We start from the raw sequence: 15,940 nt of genomic DNA on the forward strand, positions 1-15,940 counted from the left end.
GGTATACGGCTTGAACATCAAACTTATTTTTCTGGAAAGAAAAATAAATACATTAATAGGAAAAAGGAGAATATAATGAACGAAGCAGACATTCAAACAATTCTAGAGCATCGCTACGATCAGGGATGGGACTATTGGACGACTGAAGACAGACGCCTTGGCAAAGGTGCACCCTTTTCTTGTTTAGAATCAGCGGAGTACTTATTGGAATTAGGGATGGATCCGCAAGAAGAGATTCTGCAGAAGGTTGCGGGGCTTTTATGGGAAAATTGGCGTGAGCCGGGGGAATTCAAGCTTTATCCCAAAGGAGCGGTCTTTCCATGCCAAACAATTCCGGCAGCAACATTATTGGTTCGTTTAGGTCATGGGGATGATCCGCGAATGAAGCAAACATTGGAACATTTAATAACCACTCGTTACAAAGATGGCGGCTGGTGGTGCAAAAAGTTTTATTTTGGGAAAGGGCCAGAAACCGAATTTTCCAATCCATTACCGACTTTGAATGCACTGGGGTTGTTCCGCAGGACGGAATTTGTTGAGGAAGCCGAGTTAGATGAGGCGGTCGAATTTTTGTTAAATCACTGGGAGACTAAATTACCGCTTGGCCCATGTCATTATGGAATTGGCACATTGTTTATGCAGGTAGAGTATCCATTCCGCGGTTATGACTTATTTTATTACCTCTATGTTTTGTCTTTTTATAAAAAGGCTCGGAAAGATTCTCGTTTCTTGGAGGCTTTTTCGGCTTTACAGAAAAAAACAATTGAAGGTCAGATCGTGGTGGAACGGGTCGTACCTAAATTGCGTAAATTGAACTTTTGCAAAAAAGATCAAGTGAGCGATTTAGCTACTCAGCGTTATCAGGAAATCCTTGCTAATTTAGCAGATTAAGAACTGATTTCAATTTTTTGCGTATCTTTTTGAAAAATAAGAAAGGTGGAGATGCGCAATGAAATTAATCGAAGTAAAGAATGCATATGAACTAAATCTAAACACATTTTACAGGTGGTTAAGGGAAAGTAAAATAATCGTCAAAGAAATAACCGGTTATGTTGTCGGTCCTAATGCTCTTGAGGGGATGGAAACCATCACAGATCGACGACTGACTGAGAATGGTGAGATTTTGATAAGTACTCAAGTTGGAATTGACAGTCAAAAAATTCCTCAACTTCTAGAACGTTATGAAGCATTAGGATTACCTAGATTATATTCTAGTCAAAGACAGAGAAGTGAACGAACAAGGAAATCCAATAGTGAATTAGAAAAACGAGTCGACATTCTTGAAAAACAGCTATCCATTTTAACGAATCAACTAGCGACTTATGCAAATCAAAACAGCAGAGAGCACATTTAAAAATGTGTTTTCTGCTGTTTTCGTATCATGCCAAAATCGTGCCTACAGGAAAAATTCTTCTGAAAACTTTTCGAACGAGTGAACCTGCAATGAATAATTGAAAGGGCAGAGCCATGACGACATTCTTCAAAATATTTACACCCCAAACGATAAACAGCTGACTCCAGTTTTGTGTATGGCTTAAGACTTCAACAGCACCATAAAGGGACATAAAGAAGACCATTGGCAAAACCATGCAGCAGGAAACAGTCAGGACTTTACGCAAAGGGCTTGCGAAAGTAGGCAAAATTTTGAACGCAATTTTTTTGGCTGGTCCAGATACCACAAACCAGTCAAGAAGCAAGGCGCAGCAATAACCTAATGGCAAACCAAGCCAAGCAGATTTTAAAACCTCTAAAGTGAAAGCACCTGAATGTAAATAAATATTATACAAACTCATCCAAAATACCATCACAAAACACATCATTATCGTATACACAAAACTTTCTCTTTTATTACTTGGCATAAAGATCCTCCTAAATTTTAGATGCAGCAAATTCATAATTTGTTTATGAATCTGCCAGATGCAAAAAAGTAGCAATCGTATAACTCGCTACGATTGCCACTCGGGATCTTCACTGCGTTATGGAAAGCTCTATTTTTGCTTTTTCCATTATATACAGATTTTTCAATTTCATGTAAGTAAAACTTTTATTTTTTTTCACCAATCTCGTCTTTTAGGCGATAAATCTTTGAAGGACGCCCGATACCGACTGGACGTTCGCCAATTTCATCAAAATATTGCAGCATTGCTTTTTTGAAATTCGAATGATCGACGGTCTTGAAATCGACTCCTAAGAATTTCGCAAACACCTTACGTGCTTCAGTGATGGTAAATTCCTCACCTAGAACTTGTAGAATTAGTGGTTCGTGATCCATTTTATTCAAAACTCGATTGAAGGCTTTACGAATGATTTCGTTGTGGTCAAAGGCTAAGGTATCTTTTCCGACCGATTTTCCAGCCTCTAACTCAATCTCTATTGAAATGTCATCGCTGGTTAAAGAGATCGTTTCACCATGACGCTCAAGATTGAACCAGCGAGCATCTTGTGTGTCATCACCAGCCGTTGGTGGTACTTGACCAATAAATGCTAAGTAGCTGACAGTAATTACCCAGCCTCGAGGATCACGGTTTGGTGTACTGAAGGTATGAAGCTGCTCGACACTTTTGCGACCAATAGTCAATCCAGTTTCTTCAGCGGTTTCGCGCCGAACACTGTCATTCGTTGATTCGTTGCGTTCAACGAATCCTCCTGGCAGAGCCCAGGAATTGCGGTAAGGATTGCCGCGGCGTTGGATCAGCAGAATCTTAAGCTGATCTTCTTCTTTGTTATAGCCCATAATAACAATGTCGACCGTGACTGAGGGCTTGTCATATTCTGGATGGTCTTGTTCTTTATACCAAGCGACGAATTCAGTTTCATCCGCTTCGTGTTCATAATAATCTTTTTCTGCTTCTTTTGAGGCAAATTCCTTCATGCATTGTTCACCTAATTTCTTATAAGTATTCGCTACCTTATTGTAGCATGAATCATAAAAAAAGGGGAACTCCGCCTGGAATTCCCTTAGTTCATTTGAAAATTATTTTGATGAGTCGGTTGCTTTTTTACTTGAGCTATTTGTTGTTAAGAAGTCAGACAAGATATTTTCGAATGAATCATCTTTGATCTTCACATTGGCTTTCTTCAATTCTTTTGCAATGACTTCAGAAGAGAAGGTTTGGTCAGCCATTTTTGTATCTTCAGCGATTTGTTTCAATTCTTTCTTGTATTTATCCATGTCATTGCCTTTAGATGAATTCTTTTCCATCTTCACAAGGTAGTAGCTTGATTGGTAAGTTGATGAATCCATTGCTGTGATTACATCAGAAACTTCGCCATTCTTCAACTTAAAGGCTGCTTCTTTAACCTCTGAAGGAACAGTTGTTGATTGTGAATCAAATTTGATTTCGCCGCCATCTTTTTTCGTTGTTGAATCTTGTGATTTTTCTTTAGCGATCTTCGCGAAATCACCTTTATCATCCAATTGCTTCTTAATTTCTTTTGCTTCGTCTTCGCTGCTAGCTAGGATAATACGGGCAGTGACTTCTGGATGGAAGGAATCCCAAGCCGCTTTTGTATCTTTATCGGTAATCTTCACATGTGCTTTCAGGCCTTCTTGGAAAGCTAGAGATTGTTTTAGATACTCTTTATAAGATTTCTTCGTGTAGCCAGCAGATTTTAATTGGCTTTCGAAGCTGTCGCCCAATGATTTTTCTTGTTTTGCATATTCTTTATCGATTTGCTTATCGGTTACTTTATCACCATAAGCATTCTCAAAAACTTTATAGATGATCATGTTACGAACTAAACTTTGGTTTGTTTGTTCTTTTTTTGCTTCATTATAAAAATCTTCGACGGTAATTTTTCCGCCTTTCATTGTTGCGATATCTTGATCAGAACCACCTGAACAAGCCCCCAATACAATTACACTAAGTAAGCCAGCAGTGGCTAAAAGAATCTTTTTCTTCATTTCTGTGCTACAACTCCTAATATTATAATTTGCATTCGTTTGTTATTCCTGTTCAACTATAACACACCTAAAAATACAAAAGAAAGGGGGTTAAAAATAGTTTCCGAGAAAATTCACAATAAAGGCACAATTAATTAAGTGGGACAAAAAAATTAATCTTTTGCCTCAGTGGGTCTTTCTAGTGAAAAACGGCCCTTTTTGATCACTGTTTTTTCTTCCGATTCAGGCAACGCTTGATTAATCTTATCCAATTGCGCTTGGATCTGCTGAATGCGCGGTTCTGCTTGAAAACGGAATTCTTCGATATCTTTTTCTACGCCAGATTTAAAAGCAGGGACTAACGTATCAAAGGTTTCTTTTAGGTTCGTGACAGATTCGCGAAAATCAGTCAGATTATCATTAAGTTCATCCGTTAATACGACGATTTCTCGCGTATTAGTGATCAGTCTTTCCCTTGTTTCTTCACCTTTACGCGGTGCTAATAGGAGTCCGCCCAGTGTCCCAATACCGGCACCAAATAGAAGTCCTTTAAAAAAGCTCATTTAGTTCACCTGCTCCTTGATCTTATCAGCGATCGCCTGCATTTCCTCGGGTGTCTGCTGATCTGTGTGATTGCCAAAATGAATCGAGAAATCATCCTTTTTGCTGTATCGTGGAACCAAATGAACATGAGAATGGAAGACAGATTGATAAGCTAATTCTTTATTATTATTTAAAATATTTAATCCTTCCATTTCAGGAAAAGCTTTTTCAATCGCCCGGGCAATTTTTGGAATGCGGGCAAAGACATCTGCTGCTAAATCTTCATCATATTCAAAAATATCATTCACATGTTGTTTGGGAACAACTAATGTGTGGCCTTTAGTTGCTTGTGAGATGTCTAAAAAGGCGTAGACTTTATCGTCCTCATAAATTTTGTAGCTAGGGATTTCTTGATCGATGATTTTACAAAATATACAATTTTCCATTGCAAGTATCCTTTCTAATTCACATTATTATTTATTTTGAGTCGCTGCTGCAAAAAGATAAGCAAGCTGTCGACCGTAAATTCTTCTTTTACTTTACCATAACTTGTTATACTTGTGCTGGAAAAGGTCAGGAGAAGATTAAATATTTGTTGGATTCTGCTATAATGTTAACTATGAAATTGGCTGATCCCTATTAAATGGAATAAAACAATTAGACATGGATATGAATCAAGATAATTTATCAGTTATTCAAATTTTTAGCAGATCAGAAGAATGATGAGTGTACACTTAAGGTGACTGTTTACGTTAAGAGAATCAGAATGTTTTTATTAAGATAGAAATCTTTATTACGAACTAGGAGGAAAATAATGAGCTTAGCAATTCAGCACGTTACAGGCGGTTATGGCCATTTGCCTGTTTTAAAAGATATTAGTTTTGATGTCCATAATGGAGAAATGATTGGTTTAATCGGTTTGAACGGGGCAGGAAAATCCACCACGATCAAAAATATCATTGGTTTGTTAACACCACAGAAGGGGACGATCACGGTCGATGAGCTGACCTTGCAGCATGATCCGGAAAATTACCGTAAAAAGATTGGGTATATTCCTGAAACACCTTCTTTATATGAAGAGTTAACATTGCGGGAGCATATTGAAGTCACCGCGATGGCTTATGGTATTCCTAAAGAAGAAGCGATGCAACGAGCAGAGTCGTTGTTAAACACCTTTCGTTTGGAAAATCGTTTAGACTGGTTTCCAGTGAATTTTTCTAAAGGAATGAAGCAGAAGGTGATGGTTCTGTGCGCCTTTTTGATTCAACCTAGTCTGTATATCATTGATGAACCATTCTTAGGGTTGGACCCTTTAGCGATTAATGCATTACTGGAATTAATGGTAACGATGAAGGAACAAGGCGCCGCGATCTTAATGTCCACCCATATCCTGGCAACAGCGGAAAAATATTGTGATCGCTTTGTCGTTTTGCATGAAGGAGAAGTTCGTGCACAAGGGACTTTGCAGGAGCTGCAAACGGAGTTCAATTTACCAGGTTCTTCCTTAGATGAAATCTATATCGCGCTGACAAAGGAGAAAGAACATGCATGATTTTTTTCTATTAAGGCGGCAACGCCACCAGAAAAAAATGATGAAATACATGCGTTATGTACTGAATGATCATTTTGTTTTGGTGTGCTTGTTCTTAGTTGGCGGGCTAGCCTTTTATTATTCAAATATCTTAAAACAATTACCGCCGGATTTTCCTTGGAGTCTGCCGATCGTTGGTATCGTCTGGTGGCTGATTTTACCGTTTGGTAAGTTAGCGACGTTAGTGGAGCCTGCCGATATGACCTTTTTATTGCCAAAGGAAAAAGAAATGGGTGGCTATCTGTCACGAGGCTTGCGCCATTCGCTGGCTTTTCCTTTCGTAGTAGAGCTGCTTATTTGCGGAGCGTTATTGCCGTTAGTTGTTCTAGCCAAACAGGTAAGTTTTATCAATTTTTTCTTCTATTTAGTTATGCTCTGGTGTTTGAAGCTGGGAAATCTGCGGATTCAACGCCTGGCTTGTTATCAAAAAACACATGAGGAAACGCGAAGATTGACCTTAATGTGGTTTATCGCAAGTGGTGTAACGATTTTTCTGAGTTTATATGTGACGGCTTGGCTCGGAACTATCCTAGCGTTGGCTTTGGCCTTTGGATTTATTACATTGACCCAAGAAAAGGAGCGCTTGCTGGACTGGAGCAGTATGATTGATCGTGAAAATGCTCGGTTACATCGCATCTATCAGTTCATTAATTTATTTACAGATGTTCCAGAAGTTGAAGCAAAGGTTCGCCGAAGAAAATATTTAGACGGCCTGTTGGCAAGAATTTCTTTCAAACAAGAAAATACCTATCTCTACTTATTTGCTCGCGGAGCGTTGCGTGGTGCAGAGTTCGGCGGATTATTCTTTCGGCTGTTGATCGTGGGGAGCGTCTTGCTTTTCTCACTAAATGATTTTCGTTTTGTCTTAGGGGTCAGTCTGCTGTTTATTTACCTGATCGGCTTTCAAATGATTCCATTATATAGTCAGTTTGATTATATTAGTGCGACGCAGCTTTATCCCGTTCAGAAAAAGTTTAAGAAAGCAGCTTTACAACGCTTAATAGTGATCTTACTGATTGCTGCAGCATTCATCTTTACATTGTGTAGTTTGGTGCATTTGTCAATCATTGGAAGTTTGGTCTTACTTGTGTTACTTTTAATCGAAATCGGTTTGTTTGCTTGGTTCTATCTCCCAGCAAGAATAAAGAAAATGGAGGATTAGTGGATGAAGGTATTGTGGAATGAAAAGATCGTAGATGAATCAGAAGTAAAAATTGATTTGGAAGATCGCGGCTACCAATTTGGCGACGGTATTTATGAAGTTATCCGTATTTATGATGGCTATATGTACACAGAAAAAGAACACTTGGACCGGCTGTGGACCAGCGCAGAAAAAATCCGCATGACACTTCCATTTACAAAGGAAGAACTGAGCCAACGCTTGCATCGTCTTGCAGATGAGGTTGGATTGAAAAATGCACGGGTCTATTTTCAAGTGACTCATGGTACAGCAAAACCACGTCTGCATAATTTTCCTGATCCTAAAGAAGTTCAGCCAGTTTTGGTGGCTGATATTCAACCAGCTTCACGGCCAAGCGCAAAACAAAATATTGGTATCCGCGCTGGTTTTGTAGAAGACAAACGCTGGCTGCATTGCGATATTAAATCAATCAGCCTCTTAGGAAATGTTTTAGCCTTGGATGAAGCGCAACAAAAAGGATATGAAGAAGCGATTTTGGTCCGGGATGGCAACGTAACGGAAGCCTCAGCATCAAACTTATGGATGGTGAAAGACGAGGTGCTTTACACACATCCAGACGGGAATTTGGTTTTGCCGGGAATCACGAAGATAAAAATTCGCGAATTGGTAAAGGCATTGGGTATCGAACTGAGAGAAGAAACCTTCACGAAAGAGGAATTATTGGCGGCAGACGAATGCTTTAAAACAAGTTCAGTAGCCGAGATCATGCCGATTATTGAGATTGATGATCATAAAATCGGTGATGGCATGCCAGGAAAAATGACGAAGAAAATCCTAAACGCCTATATCGAAGCAGTGAATTTAGCAGTACAGGCGCATCGTGATGAAAAATAATCAAAGAAGAACATACATGCCCTTGACGAAGCGACCTTCCCCGACTACAATAGTAAATACGTTTAAAATGCTAGGGGAGGGCCTTGGGAATGGAGTTTCAGTTAGATAGTGACTGGCGTGTGCAGCCGATCAAAGGCGATACGGGAAAAACGTATATCGGCTATCGTGACGAAGATCGCGTCTTCATTAAACGAAATACCACCCCAATGTTGGCGGCTTTATCTCGTGAAGGAATCGCACCAAAACTAGTCTGGATCAAACGGACAGGAAATGGTGATACTTTGACTGCTCAAGAATGGTTGGACGGTCGAATTCTTGAACCAGAAGAAATACCACGTCGGAATGATGTGGTGGATGTATTGTATCATTTGCATCACTCGCCTTCATTGAAAGTGATGTTAAAGAAAATGGGGGGACGTCAAGTTTCACCTCAGCAGCTGTTAGCTGATTACGAAGCAAATTTGCCGACAATGATCGAGCAAAATGCGTTTATAGAATTAGTCTATGATTATTTGAAGAAAAATATTCCGACTTACGCTAAGAAAAACTATACAGTCGTGCATGGCGATGTCAATCATCGAAACTGGTTAGTTTGTTCAAACTATCTGTATTTAGTCGATTGGGACTCGGTAATGTTTGCCGATCCGGCATTAGATATCGGCACGATCTTAGGTAACTATGTTCCGCTATCTAGCTGGAGCAAATGGCTCGTCCGTTACGGAATCCGTCCAACGGATGACAATATGGAACGAATTTATTGGTACGGTCTAATGAGTTTACTATTAGAGATTGCTCGTCAATACAAACGCCAAGAATTTCACCATATGAATCAATCAATTCTACAATTAAAACGAATTTTTGCTGGAAGCTGAACGTTTCGTTCAGCTTTTAGTTTGGATGGATATAAATGAATACTGCTGGCTAGAGCGGCTGTGAGCTTTATTGATTAACTTCTTATAATAATGAAAAAGATAAATAGATAATAGAATCGTTTTTTGGAGGAGAACTATGCGAGTTAGAAATCGTCCGGGTGCTGCAGAAATGCTGGCAGCTCGCCCAGAATATGTTGTACAAGAACCTGAAGCGTGGAAGGGACGCTGGGCTGAACGTTTTGGAAATGATCATCCAATTCATATTGAAATCGGCATGGGCAAAGGCCAGTTCATTACTGGTATGGCGAAGGCTCATCCTGATATCAACTATATCGGTGTAGAGATGCAAGTCAGTGTTCTCTCTCTGGCATTAGATAAACTGGTTGAAGCAGAATTACCTAATTTACAGCTGCTGCACGTCGATGGTTCAGAGTTAACGAATTATTTCGCTGATAGTGAAGTGGATCAGATTTATTTGAATTTCTCTGATCCGTGGCCTAAGAAGAAGCATGAAAAGCGTCGCCTAACATCACCAAGTTTTTTAGCGGTAGATGAAGAAATCTTACGTCCTGCTGGGGAGATTCATTTTAAAACGGATAATCAAGGACTATTCGAGTACTCATTAAGCAGCTTCTCGAAATACGGGATGATACTTGAACAAGTTTGGTTGGACCTACATGAGAGTACCTACGAAGGTAATATAATGACAGAATATGAAGAAAAATTTTCCAACAAAGGCCAACGGATTTATCGAGTGGAAGCACGATTTCAAGATAAAACAAAAAAATAATTATTGAGAAGATGAGCTGAATTTTTTTAGCTTATCTTCTTTTTTTTGATTATTTGGATTTCTTTTACGTATTTTATTTTAGAGGTGAAAGGAATGGAGATCGAACAGTTTTCAGACGAGTTGATTCAATATGGTTTCGAACATCAAATGCAGGATTTATATTTGTTACCTCGAGGAGAAAAGTACCGCTACTTTTTTCGGAGAGGCCCCTTCTATGAGCATAAAAACTCGAATCTATCCTATGTTAATAATGAATTGTGTGTGGTTACAGCTCTGCAGTTGATTAATCGGTTCAAATACTTGGGTCAAATGGATGTCAGTGAAAAAAGAAAAGCCCAACTTGGTGCGATTTCCTACTCCTTGCCTCATGGAGAACAACGATTACGGCTCTCTACTGTTGGAAATTATTTGCAGCAAGAAAGTTTAGTTGTTCGTTTTTTGCATCAATTTGGCCGTAGCTCTGAGGTTTATCATCTAGCTGAGCAACTTGAAATACTCCAAAAACATACGAAGAAACGGGGATTATATTTATTCTGCGGTCCTGTCGGTTCGGGGAAAACGACCTTGATGTATAAGCTGGCACGTGAGATGGATGGACAGGTAATCACGATTGAAGATCCTGTAGAAATTGAAGAACCGGACTTTTTACAGCTGCAAGTAAATGAAAAAATTTACCAGAGCTACGATGAATTAATCAAGCTGTCCTTAAGACATCATCCCGATGTTCTGATCATTGGAGAGATTCGTGATACGAAAACGATTCAGGGTGCGATCCGAGCAGCATTAACAGGTCATTGCGTTTATGCAACTTTGCATGCTTCTAGTTTGGAATCAGCCCATGCAAGGATTTATGAGTTAGGCGGTGAAGCTTCACTGCTAAAAGAGTGTTTGCAAGGTATCGTTTATCAAGAACTGAAGTCAGTTAATGACACAGTGGGGTTGTTGACTAGCTATCATTTTTATCAAGAGAACCTGCAGTTTACTTGGGAAGAAGGGTTAAGTCGTGTGGCGCAAAAACAAAATGACGAGAAAGCAACGGATTGATTTTGTCCATCTCTTAGGGGATCTGTTAGAAAATGGCTTTAGTTTGCAGCAGGCTTTTGAATTTTTTATTAACGCGAATCTTTTTGATTCGTCCATTTTGGATACGGTTCAACAAGATCTTCATGAAGGAAAAAGTTTAGCAGCGAGTTTCTCCCAAATGAATTATTCGAATGATCAAGTATTGCAGATTGAATTAGCAGAATCTCATGGAAATCTTTCCCAAACATTATTAGGAATCGCAGAACAAATGTGTCTGGTACAACGTCAACGGGAAAATTTTTTAAAGGCTGTATCGTATCCGCTGCTTTTACTCGTTTTTTTAATTGTCATTTTATTAGGAATGCGTTTTTTCTTGCTTCCTCAACTATTAGACAGCGGTATGATTCGAGCAGAAGATTTTTCAGTACAATTGATAAAATCCGTGCCATTAATTGGATTGGGCATGATCATTCTTTTGCTTTTCTTAGTTCTAGGGTGGCAAAGCTGGGGGAGACGACAGGATTATTTGGTACGCTTTCGTTTCTTAGCAAAAATACCGCTTATTGGCTCTTTGTTTAGCAATTATTATTCTGCATACTTTGCATTAGAGTGGGGAAAGCTTTTTCAACAGGGACTGGAGTTGCAACAGATCATCGAATGCTTGCTGGTGATTGATGGGAAATCCTTGATGCAGGAACTGGCAGCTGATCTAAAGGTGCGTTTAGGGCAAGGAAATACTTTGGCAGAGGAATTAAAACGATATCCTTTTTTAACCAAAGAATTCAGTCGGATCGTCTTTCAAGGAGAAGCTCGCGGAAATCTAGCAAAAGAATTACTAACCTATAGTCAATTAGTCTGGCGTCGCTTTTTTAATCAATTGGAATTTTTGTGTTCTTGGCTGCAGCCACTCGTCTTTTTGATCGTGGCTCTTTTGATTGTCAGTTTGTATTTAACGATGCTCCTGCCTTTAACAAACTTGGAGGGAATACTGTGAAGAAGAAGCTTTCAGGATTTACTTTGTTGGAAATGTTGGTTGTTCTATTTGTAATTAGCTTGCTTTTGTTGTTGTTTGTACCGAAAATTATGAGTCAAAAAGATAGCGCTAGCAAAAAAAGTGATGCAGCTATCGTTAAAGTTGTTCAGACTCAGATAGAGGTTTTTGAGTTAGATTATGGTCGAAAGCCAAACGAAGGTGAGCTAGTTGGTGAGGGATATGTTAGCCAAAAGCAATACGACATATATGAGAAAAATAAATAGCTTAAGTGGATTCACTTTGATCGAAACTTTAATCGTATTAGCATTGGTGTGTAGTTTCATCCTGCTTCCAACGATCGCACTAAAGAGTTGGCAGAGCCGACTTGAAAAAGCATTTTTTTATTATCAGTTTGAGAAATCAATTTTGCATTTGCAGCAAGTCGCTATCGCAGATCATAAATTAACTAGAATCTATCTTTATAATAGTTCCCAGTTGATTGTTTTTTATACCGGTCACACAGAATTACCTTGGAAAAACTTAGAAGTTCCTAAATCTATCAAGCTTGGCAGTAGCCATACGATCGATTTCAAAGCTGGGACTGGGAACATTTCAACGAATCAGCCTGGAAATGGGAATATCCCCAAAGTGGTATTTGTTGACGAAGGGCAGTCAATCACCTATCAATTTCAATTAGGAAGTGGTCGATTTGAAAGAAAATAAGGGGTACATCTTATTAGAAAGCTTGATCAGCTTAGCTATTTTATTGATTATTGTAACAGGCTATCTCTGGGTGACGACTAAAATGCAGAGAGAAAGTCAACAACGCTTAGCAAATCTCGAAAATTATCGTGATCTTTACACCGAAACTAGACGTTGCCGGCTACACTCAGTGGAGTCGGTGAAGCCGCAGATTGAAGTATCTTTGATAAATGGGGTGGCTACAAATCAGCAGGGAGGGATAGTGATTGCCAAGAAATAGTGGTTTCACTTTGTTAGAAAGCATGGTAGCACTTATGATGCTGAGTGGTACTCTACTATTGCTCTCGGGCCTGATTCAGCATGCACACAAAATGGAACAATCCCTCAGCGGCTATCATCAATTGGAGTGGGAAATTTTTTTATTGCAGTTGGATAATGAGTTAAATGATGTAGAATTTCTCAAAACTACGCCACAGGAAATTTTAACAAAGAGCAGAGATGGTAAAAAAACAATTACAATCAGAAAGTATCAGCAGCGGATAATAAAATCTGATGGCTACCAGCCTTTATTGACGGGAGTGAGCAAATTTGTTTGTCAAGAAAAAAACCATGGAGTGGACTTTGCCGTTACTTTTACTGACGGGAAAGAAAAAGAAGGTACGTGGATCTTTGAATAGCCAAGGCGGAGTGTTGCTATCCGTCTTATTGGCTATTTTTTTGTTTAGTTTTTTGCTCTTGAATCTAACCACTAGCTACCATCAAACCGCAGATTTAGTTTCACGTAGCGAACAATTGTATGAAGCTAAAATTGCTAAAGAGCTTTTTTTAGCCGATTATCCTGAGTTAAAAAACAAAAGCGGGATATGGAACTTTAACAAAGGTGAGCTAGTCTATGAAACTGAGGAGAATCGAGTGAAAATAGTTGTGAAAATGAAAGAGAAAACCTATCATTTTTATGAAAATATTGACACATCAAATTCATCTGATTGATATAGCTTGAATGATTGAGTGAATGAAGGATAATATAGTGATAATGATACTTTTATGAAGAATTATGAAATCGATGATAAAAGAAAGAAAGCGATTGATTAATTGGATTATGTTCGCTAAAATAGAACAGGTATCGTGAGTGTTATATTAGTATGTGAGGTGCAAGATGAATCCAGAAAAAATAGAGACAGCTTTTTCTTTAATGGAAGAAGCGATCATCACATTGCAGCATTCACTAGGAACTTCTTTTTTTGACGCTTACATCGAAAATACGGAGAACTTAGTTGACAATGCAAAAGTACGTGTGCTTGATCAACAACCAGATGCAGCTACAGTAGCAAAAGTCGAGAAACTTTATCACGAGTTACTAGAGCTGGGGTTAGAAAAAGAAGAATGGCGCAAGTTAACCCAATTGATTTTGCTTAAGGGATCAAAAACGGAAAGCTTACAGCCCAATCATCAATTGACTCCGGATAGTATCGGTTTCTTGTTTGTCTTTTTGATTGAACAGCTAACATTGAAAAAAGATCAAGCCATAGATATTTTAGATATCACTGTGGGGATGGGAAATTTACTGCTGACTACGCTAATTAATTTACAAGCAGCTAACTATTCTGTCAAAGGAGTTGGCGTGGATAATGATGAGACGTTACTAGCAATTGCCGCTTCAGACAGTTTGTTGATGGAAGAAGAAATAAAGTTATATCATCAAGATAGTTTGCAAGATTTATTGGTCTACCCCGTGGACTATGTAATTGGGGATCTTCCAGTAGGCTACTACCCGAACGATCAGCAAGCAGAGAAATTTGTGACACATTCTGAAAAAGAACACAGCTATGCCCATCATCTGCTGATGGAACAAGCCATGAAGTACGTGAAACCTGCTGGTTTTGGTTTGTTCTTAGTGCCGAGCAACTTCTTAGAGACCGAGCAAGGTCCATTGTTGCAGAAATGGTTAAAAGAGGAAGTGCTTTTGCAAGGAATCATCCAATTACCGGATGAATTATTTAAGTCCGAACATTCACGGAAAAGTATTTTACTCTTGCAGAAAAAGGGTGAGACAGCAGCGCAGGCGGAAAAAGTCTTACTCGTGCATTTACCTTCATTAAAAGACCCAGCGCAAGTAACAGAATTTTTCAAAAAATTCGAAGACTGGAAGTCTTCTAATTTATAAAACTGCTCTATGAGCGATAAGCAATTAAACCATAAAAAATATCAGTTCAAAAGAAGAAAAAAGGAGAGTCAAAATGTCAAAAACAATCGCAATCAATGCAGGTAGTTCAAGTCTTAAGTGGCAGCTTTATCAGATGCCTGAAGAATCAGTAATCGCAAAAGGAATCGTAGAACGGATTGGTTTGAATGATTCGATCTTCACGATTAAATATGGCGATGGACAAAAATTCGAACAGATTTTAGACATCAAAGACCACGAAGTTGCGGTTCAAATGTTATTAGATCAATTGATAGAATTAAAAATCATCGGATCATTTGATGAAATCACAGGTGTTGGGCATCGTGTTGTTGCCGGCGGAGAATATTTCAAGGATTCTGTTTTGATTGATGACGATGTTTTAGCGAAAATTGAAGAGTTAAGTGAGTTTGCACCGTTGCACAATCCAGCAAATGCAATGGGGATTAAAGCTTTCCGTCATATTTTACCAAACGTGACCAGCGTAGCAGTATTTGATACATCTTTCCATGCAACCATGCCAGCTACTAATTATTTGTATAGTATTCCAAAAGAATACTATGATAAATATGCTGCTCGTAAATATGGTTTCCATGGAACAAGTCATCGTTATGTTTCAGAACGCGCCGCAGAGTTATTAGGCAAACCAATTGAAGAAACGAAGATCATTACTGCTCATATCGGTAATGGTGGTTCAGTGACTGCTGTTGAAGGCGGAAAATCAGTCGATACCTCAATGGGCTTTACTCCATTGGCGGGTCTGACCATGGGGACACGTGCTGGTGATATCGATGCTTCTTTATTACCATACTTAATGGAAAAAGCAGGTATCAAAGATATCAATGAAATGATCGACGTGCTGAATAAAAAATCAGGCGTTTTGGGACTGACAGGTATCTCAAGTGACATGCGCGACATCGAAAACGGCGCTGAAGAAGGCAATGAAGATGCAATCTTGGCATTAGACATTTACTGTGATCGTATCCGTAAATACATTGCTCAATATATTTCAGTCATGAACGGTGTAGATGCGATTGTCTTCACTGCGGGTGTTGGTGAAAACGCTGATCCTGTTCGCCGCATGGTATTAGAAAATCTAACTTGGTTCGGCATCGAGATCGATGAAGAAATCAATAAGAGCATCCACGGAAAAGAAGCAGAACTTTCAACTGAAAATTCTCGCGTGAAAGTATATGTGATTCCGACCGATGAAGAAGTAATGATCGCTCGCGATGTAGAACGGTTAAGTAAATAGATAGTTTAGCCTTTGCCAATAAACCGGCAAAGGTTTTTTTATTTGATCAGATGAGAAATCTGAAAGCATAATTTTGTTGTATCAGAACAAAACT

General features: G+C 39.0%; 21 protein-coding genes. 16 read left to right on the top strand and 5 right to left on the bottom strand.

The genetic code is table 11. The features are described 5' to 3' along the window. Positions 1–75 precede the first annotated feature (75 nt). Both AC4J95_RS06355 and AC4J95_RS06360 read left to right on the top strand, forming a co-directional pair. A complete protein-coding gene (locus tag AC4J95_RS06355; protein ID WP_494549113.1) occupies positions 76–891 on the top strand; it encodes a prenyltransferase in 816 nt (271 codons plus the stop codon). Between the two features lie 58 nt (positions 892–949). Further along, positions 950–1,354: a hypothetical protein gene (locus AC4J95_RS06360; protein WP_494549114.1), complete on the top strand. Its 405-nt coding sequence runs from the start codon at positions 950–952 to the stop codon at positions 1,352–1,354. A gap of 25 nt (positions 1,355–1,379) precedes the next feature. On the opposite strand, the gene AC4J95_RS06365 is transcribed toward AC4J95_RS06360, so the two are convergent. From AC4J95_RS06365 to AC4J95_RS06385, 5 genes are all read right to left on the bottom strand, one after another. Then, entirely contained in the window at positions 1,380–1,859 is a 480-nt protein-coding gene (locus tag AC4J95_RS06365) for a DUF2798 domain-containing protein (RefSeq protein WP_494549115.1), read from the bottom strand. 185 nt (positions 1,860–2,044) lie between these two features. Beyond that, the gene (locus AC4J95_RS06370) at positions 2,045–2,872 is read right to left on the bottom strand and encodes an NUDIX hydrolase (protein ID WP_494549116.1); all 828 of its coding nucleotides are present in this window, start codon (positions 2,870–2,872) and stop codon (positions 2,045–2,047) included. Between the two features lie 102 nt (positions 2,873–2,974). Further along, positions 2,975–3,904 carry a peptidylprolyl isomerase gene (locus tag AC4J95_RS06375; protein WP_494549117.1) on the bottom strand — a complete coding sequence of 310 codons (930 nt, stop codon included), beginning with the start codon at positions 3,902–3,904 and terminating at the stop codon, positions 2,975–2,977. 152 nt (positions 3,905–4,056) lie between these two features. After that, positions 4,057–4,446 carry a YtxH domain-containing protein gene (locus AC4J95_RS06380; RefSeq protein WP_494549118.1) on the bottom strand — a complete coding sequence of 130 codons (390 nt, stop codon included), beginning with the start codon at positions 4,444–4,446 and terminating at the stop codon, positions 4,057–4,059. Next, complete coding sequence (locus AC4J95_RS06385) at positions 4,447–4,872, bottom strand: HIT family protein (RefSeq protein ID WP_494549119.1); 426 nt, start codon at positions 4,870–4,872, stop codon at positions 4,447–4,449. 368 nt (positions 4,873–5,240) lie between these two features. Here AC4J95_RS06385 and AC4J95_RS06390 point away from each other — a divergent pair, with 368 nt between their 5' ends. The 14 genes from AC4J95_RS06390 (at position 5,241) to AC4J95_RS06455 (ending at position 15,846) form a co-directional block, all read left to right on the top strand. Next, positions 5,241–5,978: an ABC transporter ATP-binding protein gene (locus AC4J95_RS06390; protein ID WP_494549120.1), complete on the top strand. Its 738-nt coding sequence runs from the start codon at positions 5,241–5,243 to the stop codon at positions 5,976–5,978. After that, positions 5,971–7,179: an ABC transporter permease gene (locus tag AC4J95_RS06395; protein ID WP_494549121.1), complete on the top strand. Its 1,209-nt coding sequence runs from the start codon at positions 5,971–5,973 to the stop codon at positions 7,177–7,179. Before AC4J95_RS06390 ends, AC4J95_RS06395 begins: the two co-directional genes overlap by 8 nt. Before the next feature lie 3 nt (positions 7,180–7,182). Next, a complete protein-coding gene (gene dat, locus AC4J95_RS06400; protein ID WP_494549122.1) occupies positions 7,183–8,052 on the top strand; it encodes a D-amino-acid transaminase in 870 nt (289 codons plus the stop codon). A gap of 89 nt (positions 8,053–8,141) precedes the next feature. Further along, entirely contained in the window at positions 8,142–8,924 is a 783-nt protein-coding gene (locus AC4J95_RS06405; protein WP_316402556.1) for a phosphotransferase family protein, read from the top strand. A gap of 136 nt (positions 8,925–9,060) precedes the next feature. After that, on the top strand, positions 9,061–9,714 hold the full coding sequence (gene trmB, locus AC4J95_RS06410; RefSeq protein WP_494549123.1) for a tRNA (guanosine(46)-N7)-methyltransferase TrmB: 654 nt from the start codon (positions 9,061–9,063) through the stop codon (positions 9,712–9,714). A gap of 93 nt (positions 9,715–9,807) precedes the next feature. Beyond that, complete coding sequence (gene comGA / locus AC4J95_RS06415; RefSeq protein ID WP_494549124.1) at positions 9,808–10,758, top strand: competence type IV pilus ATPase ComGA; 951 nt, start codon at positions 9,808–9,810, stop codon at positions 10,756–10,758. After that, positions 10,736–11,731 carry a competence type IV pilus assembly protein ComGB gene (gene comGB, locus AC4J95_RS06420; protein WP_494549125.1) on the top strand — a complete coding sequence of 332 codons (996 nt, stop codon included), beginning with the start codon at positions 10,736–10,738 and terminating at the stop codon, positions 11,729–11,731. The genes comGA and comGB overlap by 23 nt, the downstream gene beginning before the upstream one ends. Continuing rightward, on the top strand, positions 11,728–11,994 hold the full coding sequence (gene comGC, locus AC4J95_RS06425) for a competence type IV pilus major pilin ComGC (RefSeq protein ID WP_494549126.1): 267 nt from the start codon (positions 11,728–11,730) through the stop codon (positions 11,992–11,994). Before comGB ends, comGC begins: the two co-directional genes overlap by 4 nt. Further along, complete coding sequence (gene comGD, locus AC4J95_RS06430; protein WP_494549127.1) at positions 11,978–12,433, top strand: competence type IV pilus minor pilin ComGD; 456 nt, start codon at positions 11,978–11,980, stop codon at positions 12,431–12,433. The genes comGC and comGD overlap by 17 nt, the downstream gene beginning before the upstream one ends. Then, positions 12,411–12,692 carry a competence type IV pilus minor pilin ComGE gene (gene comGE, locus AC4J95_RS06435; protein WP_494549128.1) on the top strand — a complete coding sequence of 94 codons (282 nt, stop codon included), beginning with the start codon at positions 12,411–12,413 and terminating at the stop codon, positions 12,690–12,692. Before comGD ends, comGE begins: the two co-directional genes overlap by 23 nt. Beyond that, positions 12,679–13,089 (top strand): competence type IV pilus minor pilin ComGF, encoded by a 411-nt coding sequence (gene comGF, locus AC4J95_RS06440; protein ID WP_494549129.1) that lies wholly within the window; start codon positions 12,679–12,681, stop codon positions 13,087–13,089. The genes comGE and comGF overlap by 14 nt, the downstream gene beginning before the upstream one ends. Next, entirely contained in the window at positions 13,082–13,402 is a 321-nt protein-coding gene (comGG, locus tag AC4J95_RS06445) for a competence type IV pilus minor pilin ComGG (protein ID WP_494549130.1), read from the top strand. Before comGF ends, comGG begins: the two co-directional genes overlap by 8 nt. A 166-nt stretch (positions 13,403–13,568) precedes the next feature. Next, positions 13,569–14,576, top strand: coding sequence for a class I SAM-dependent methyltransferase (locus AC4J95_RS06450; RefSeq protein WP_494549131.1), 1,008 nt, complete (start codon positions 13,569–13,571; stop codon positions 14,574–14,576). 73 nt (positions 14,577–14,649) lie between these two features. Beyond that, positions 14,650–15,846: an acetate kinase gene (locus tag AC4J95_RS06455; RefSeq protein ID WP_494549132.1), complete on the top strand. Its 1,197-nt coding sequence runs from the start codon at positions 14,650–14,652 to the stop codon at positions 15,844–15,846. The last annotated feature ends 94 nt before the right edge of the window (positions 15,847–15,940 follow it).

It is taken from the genome of Enterococcus sp. GPZ-007, assembly GCF_059374735.1.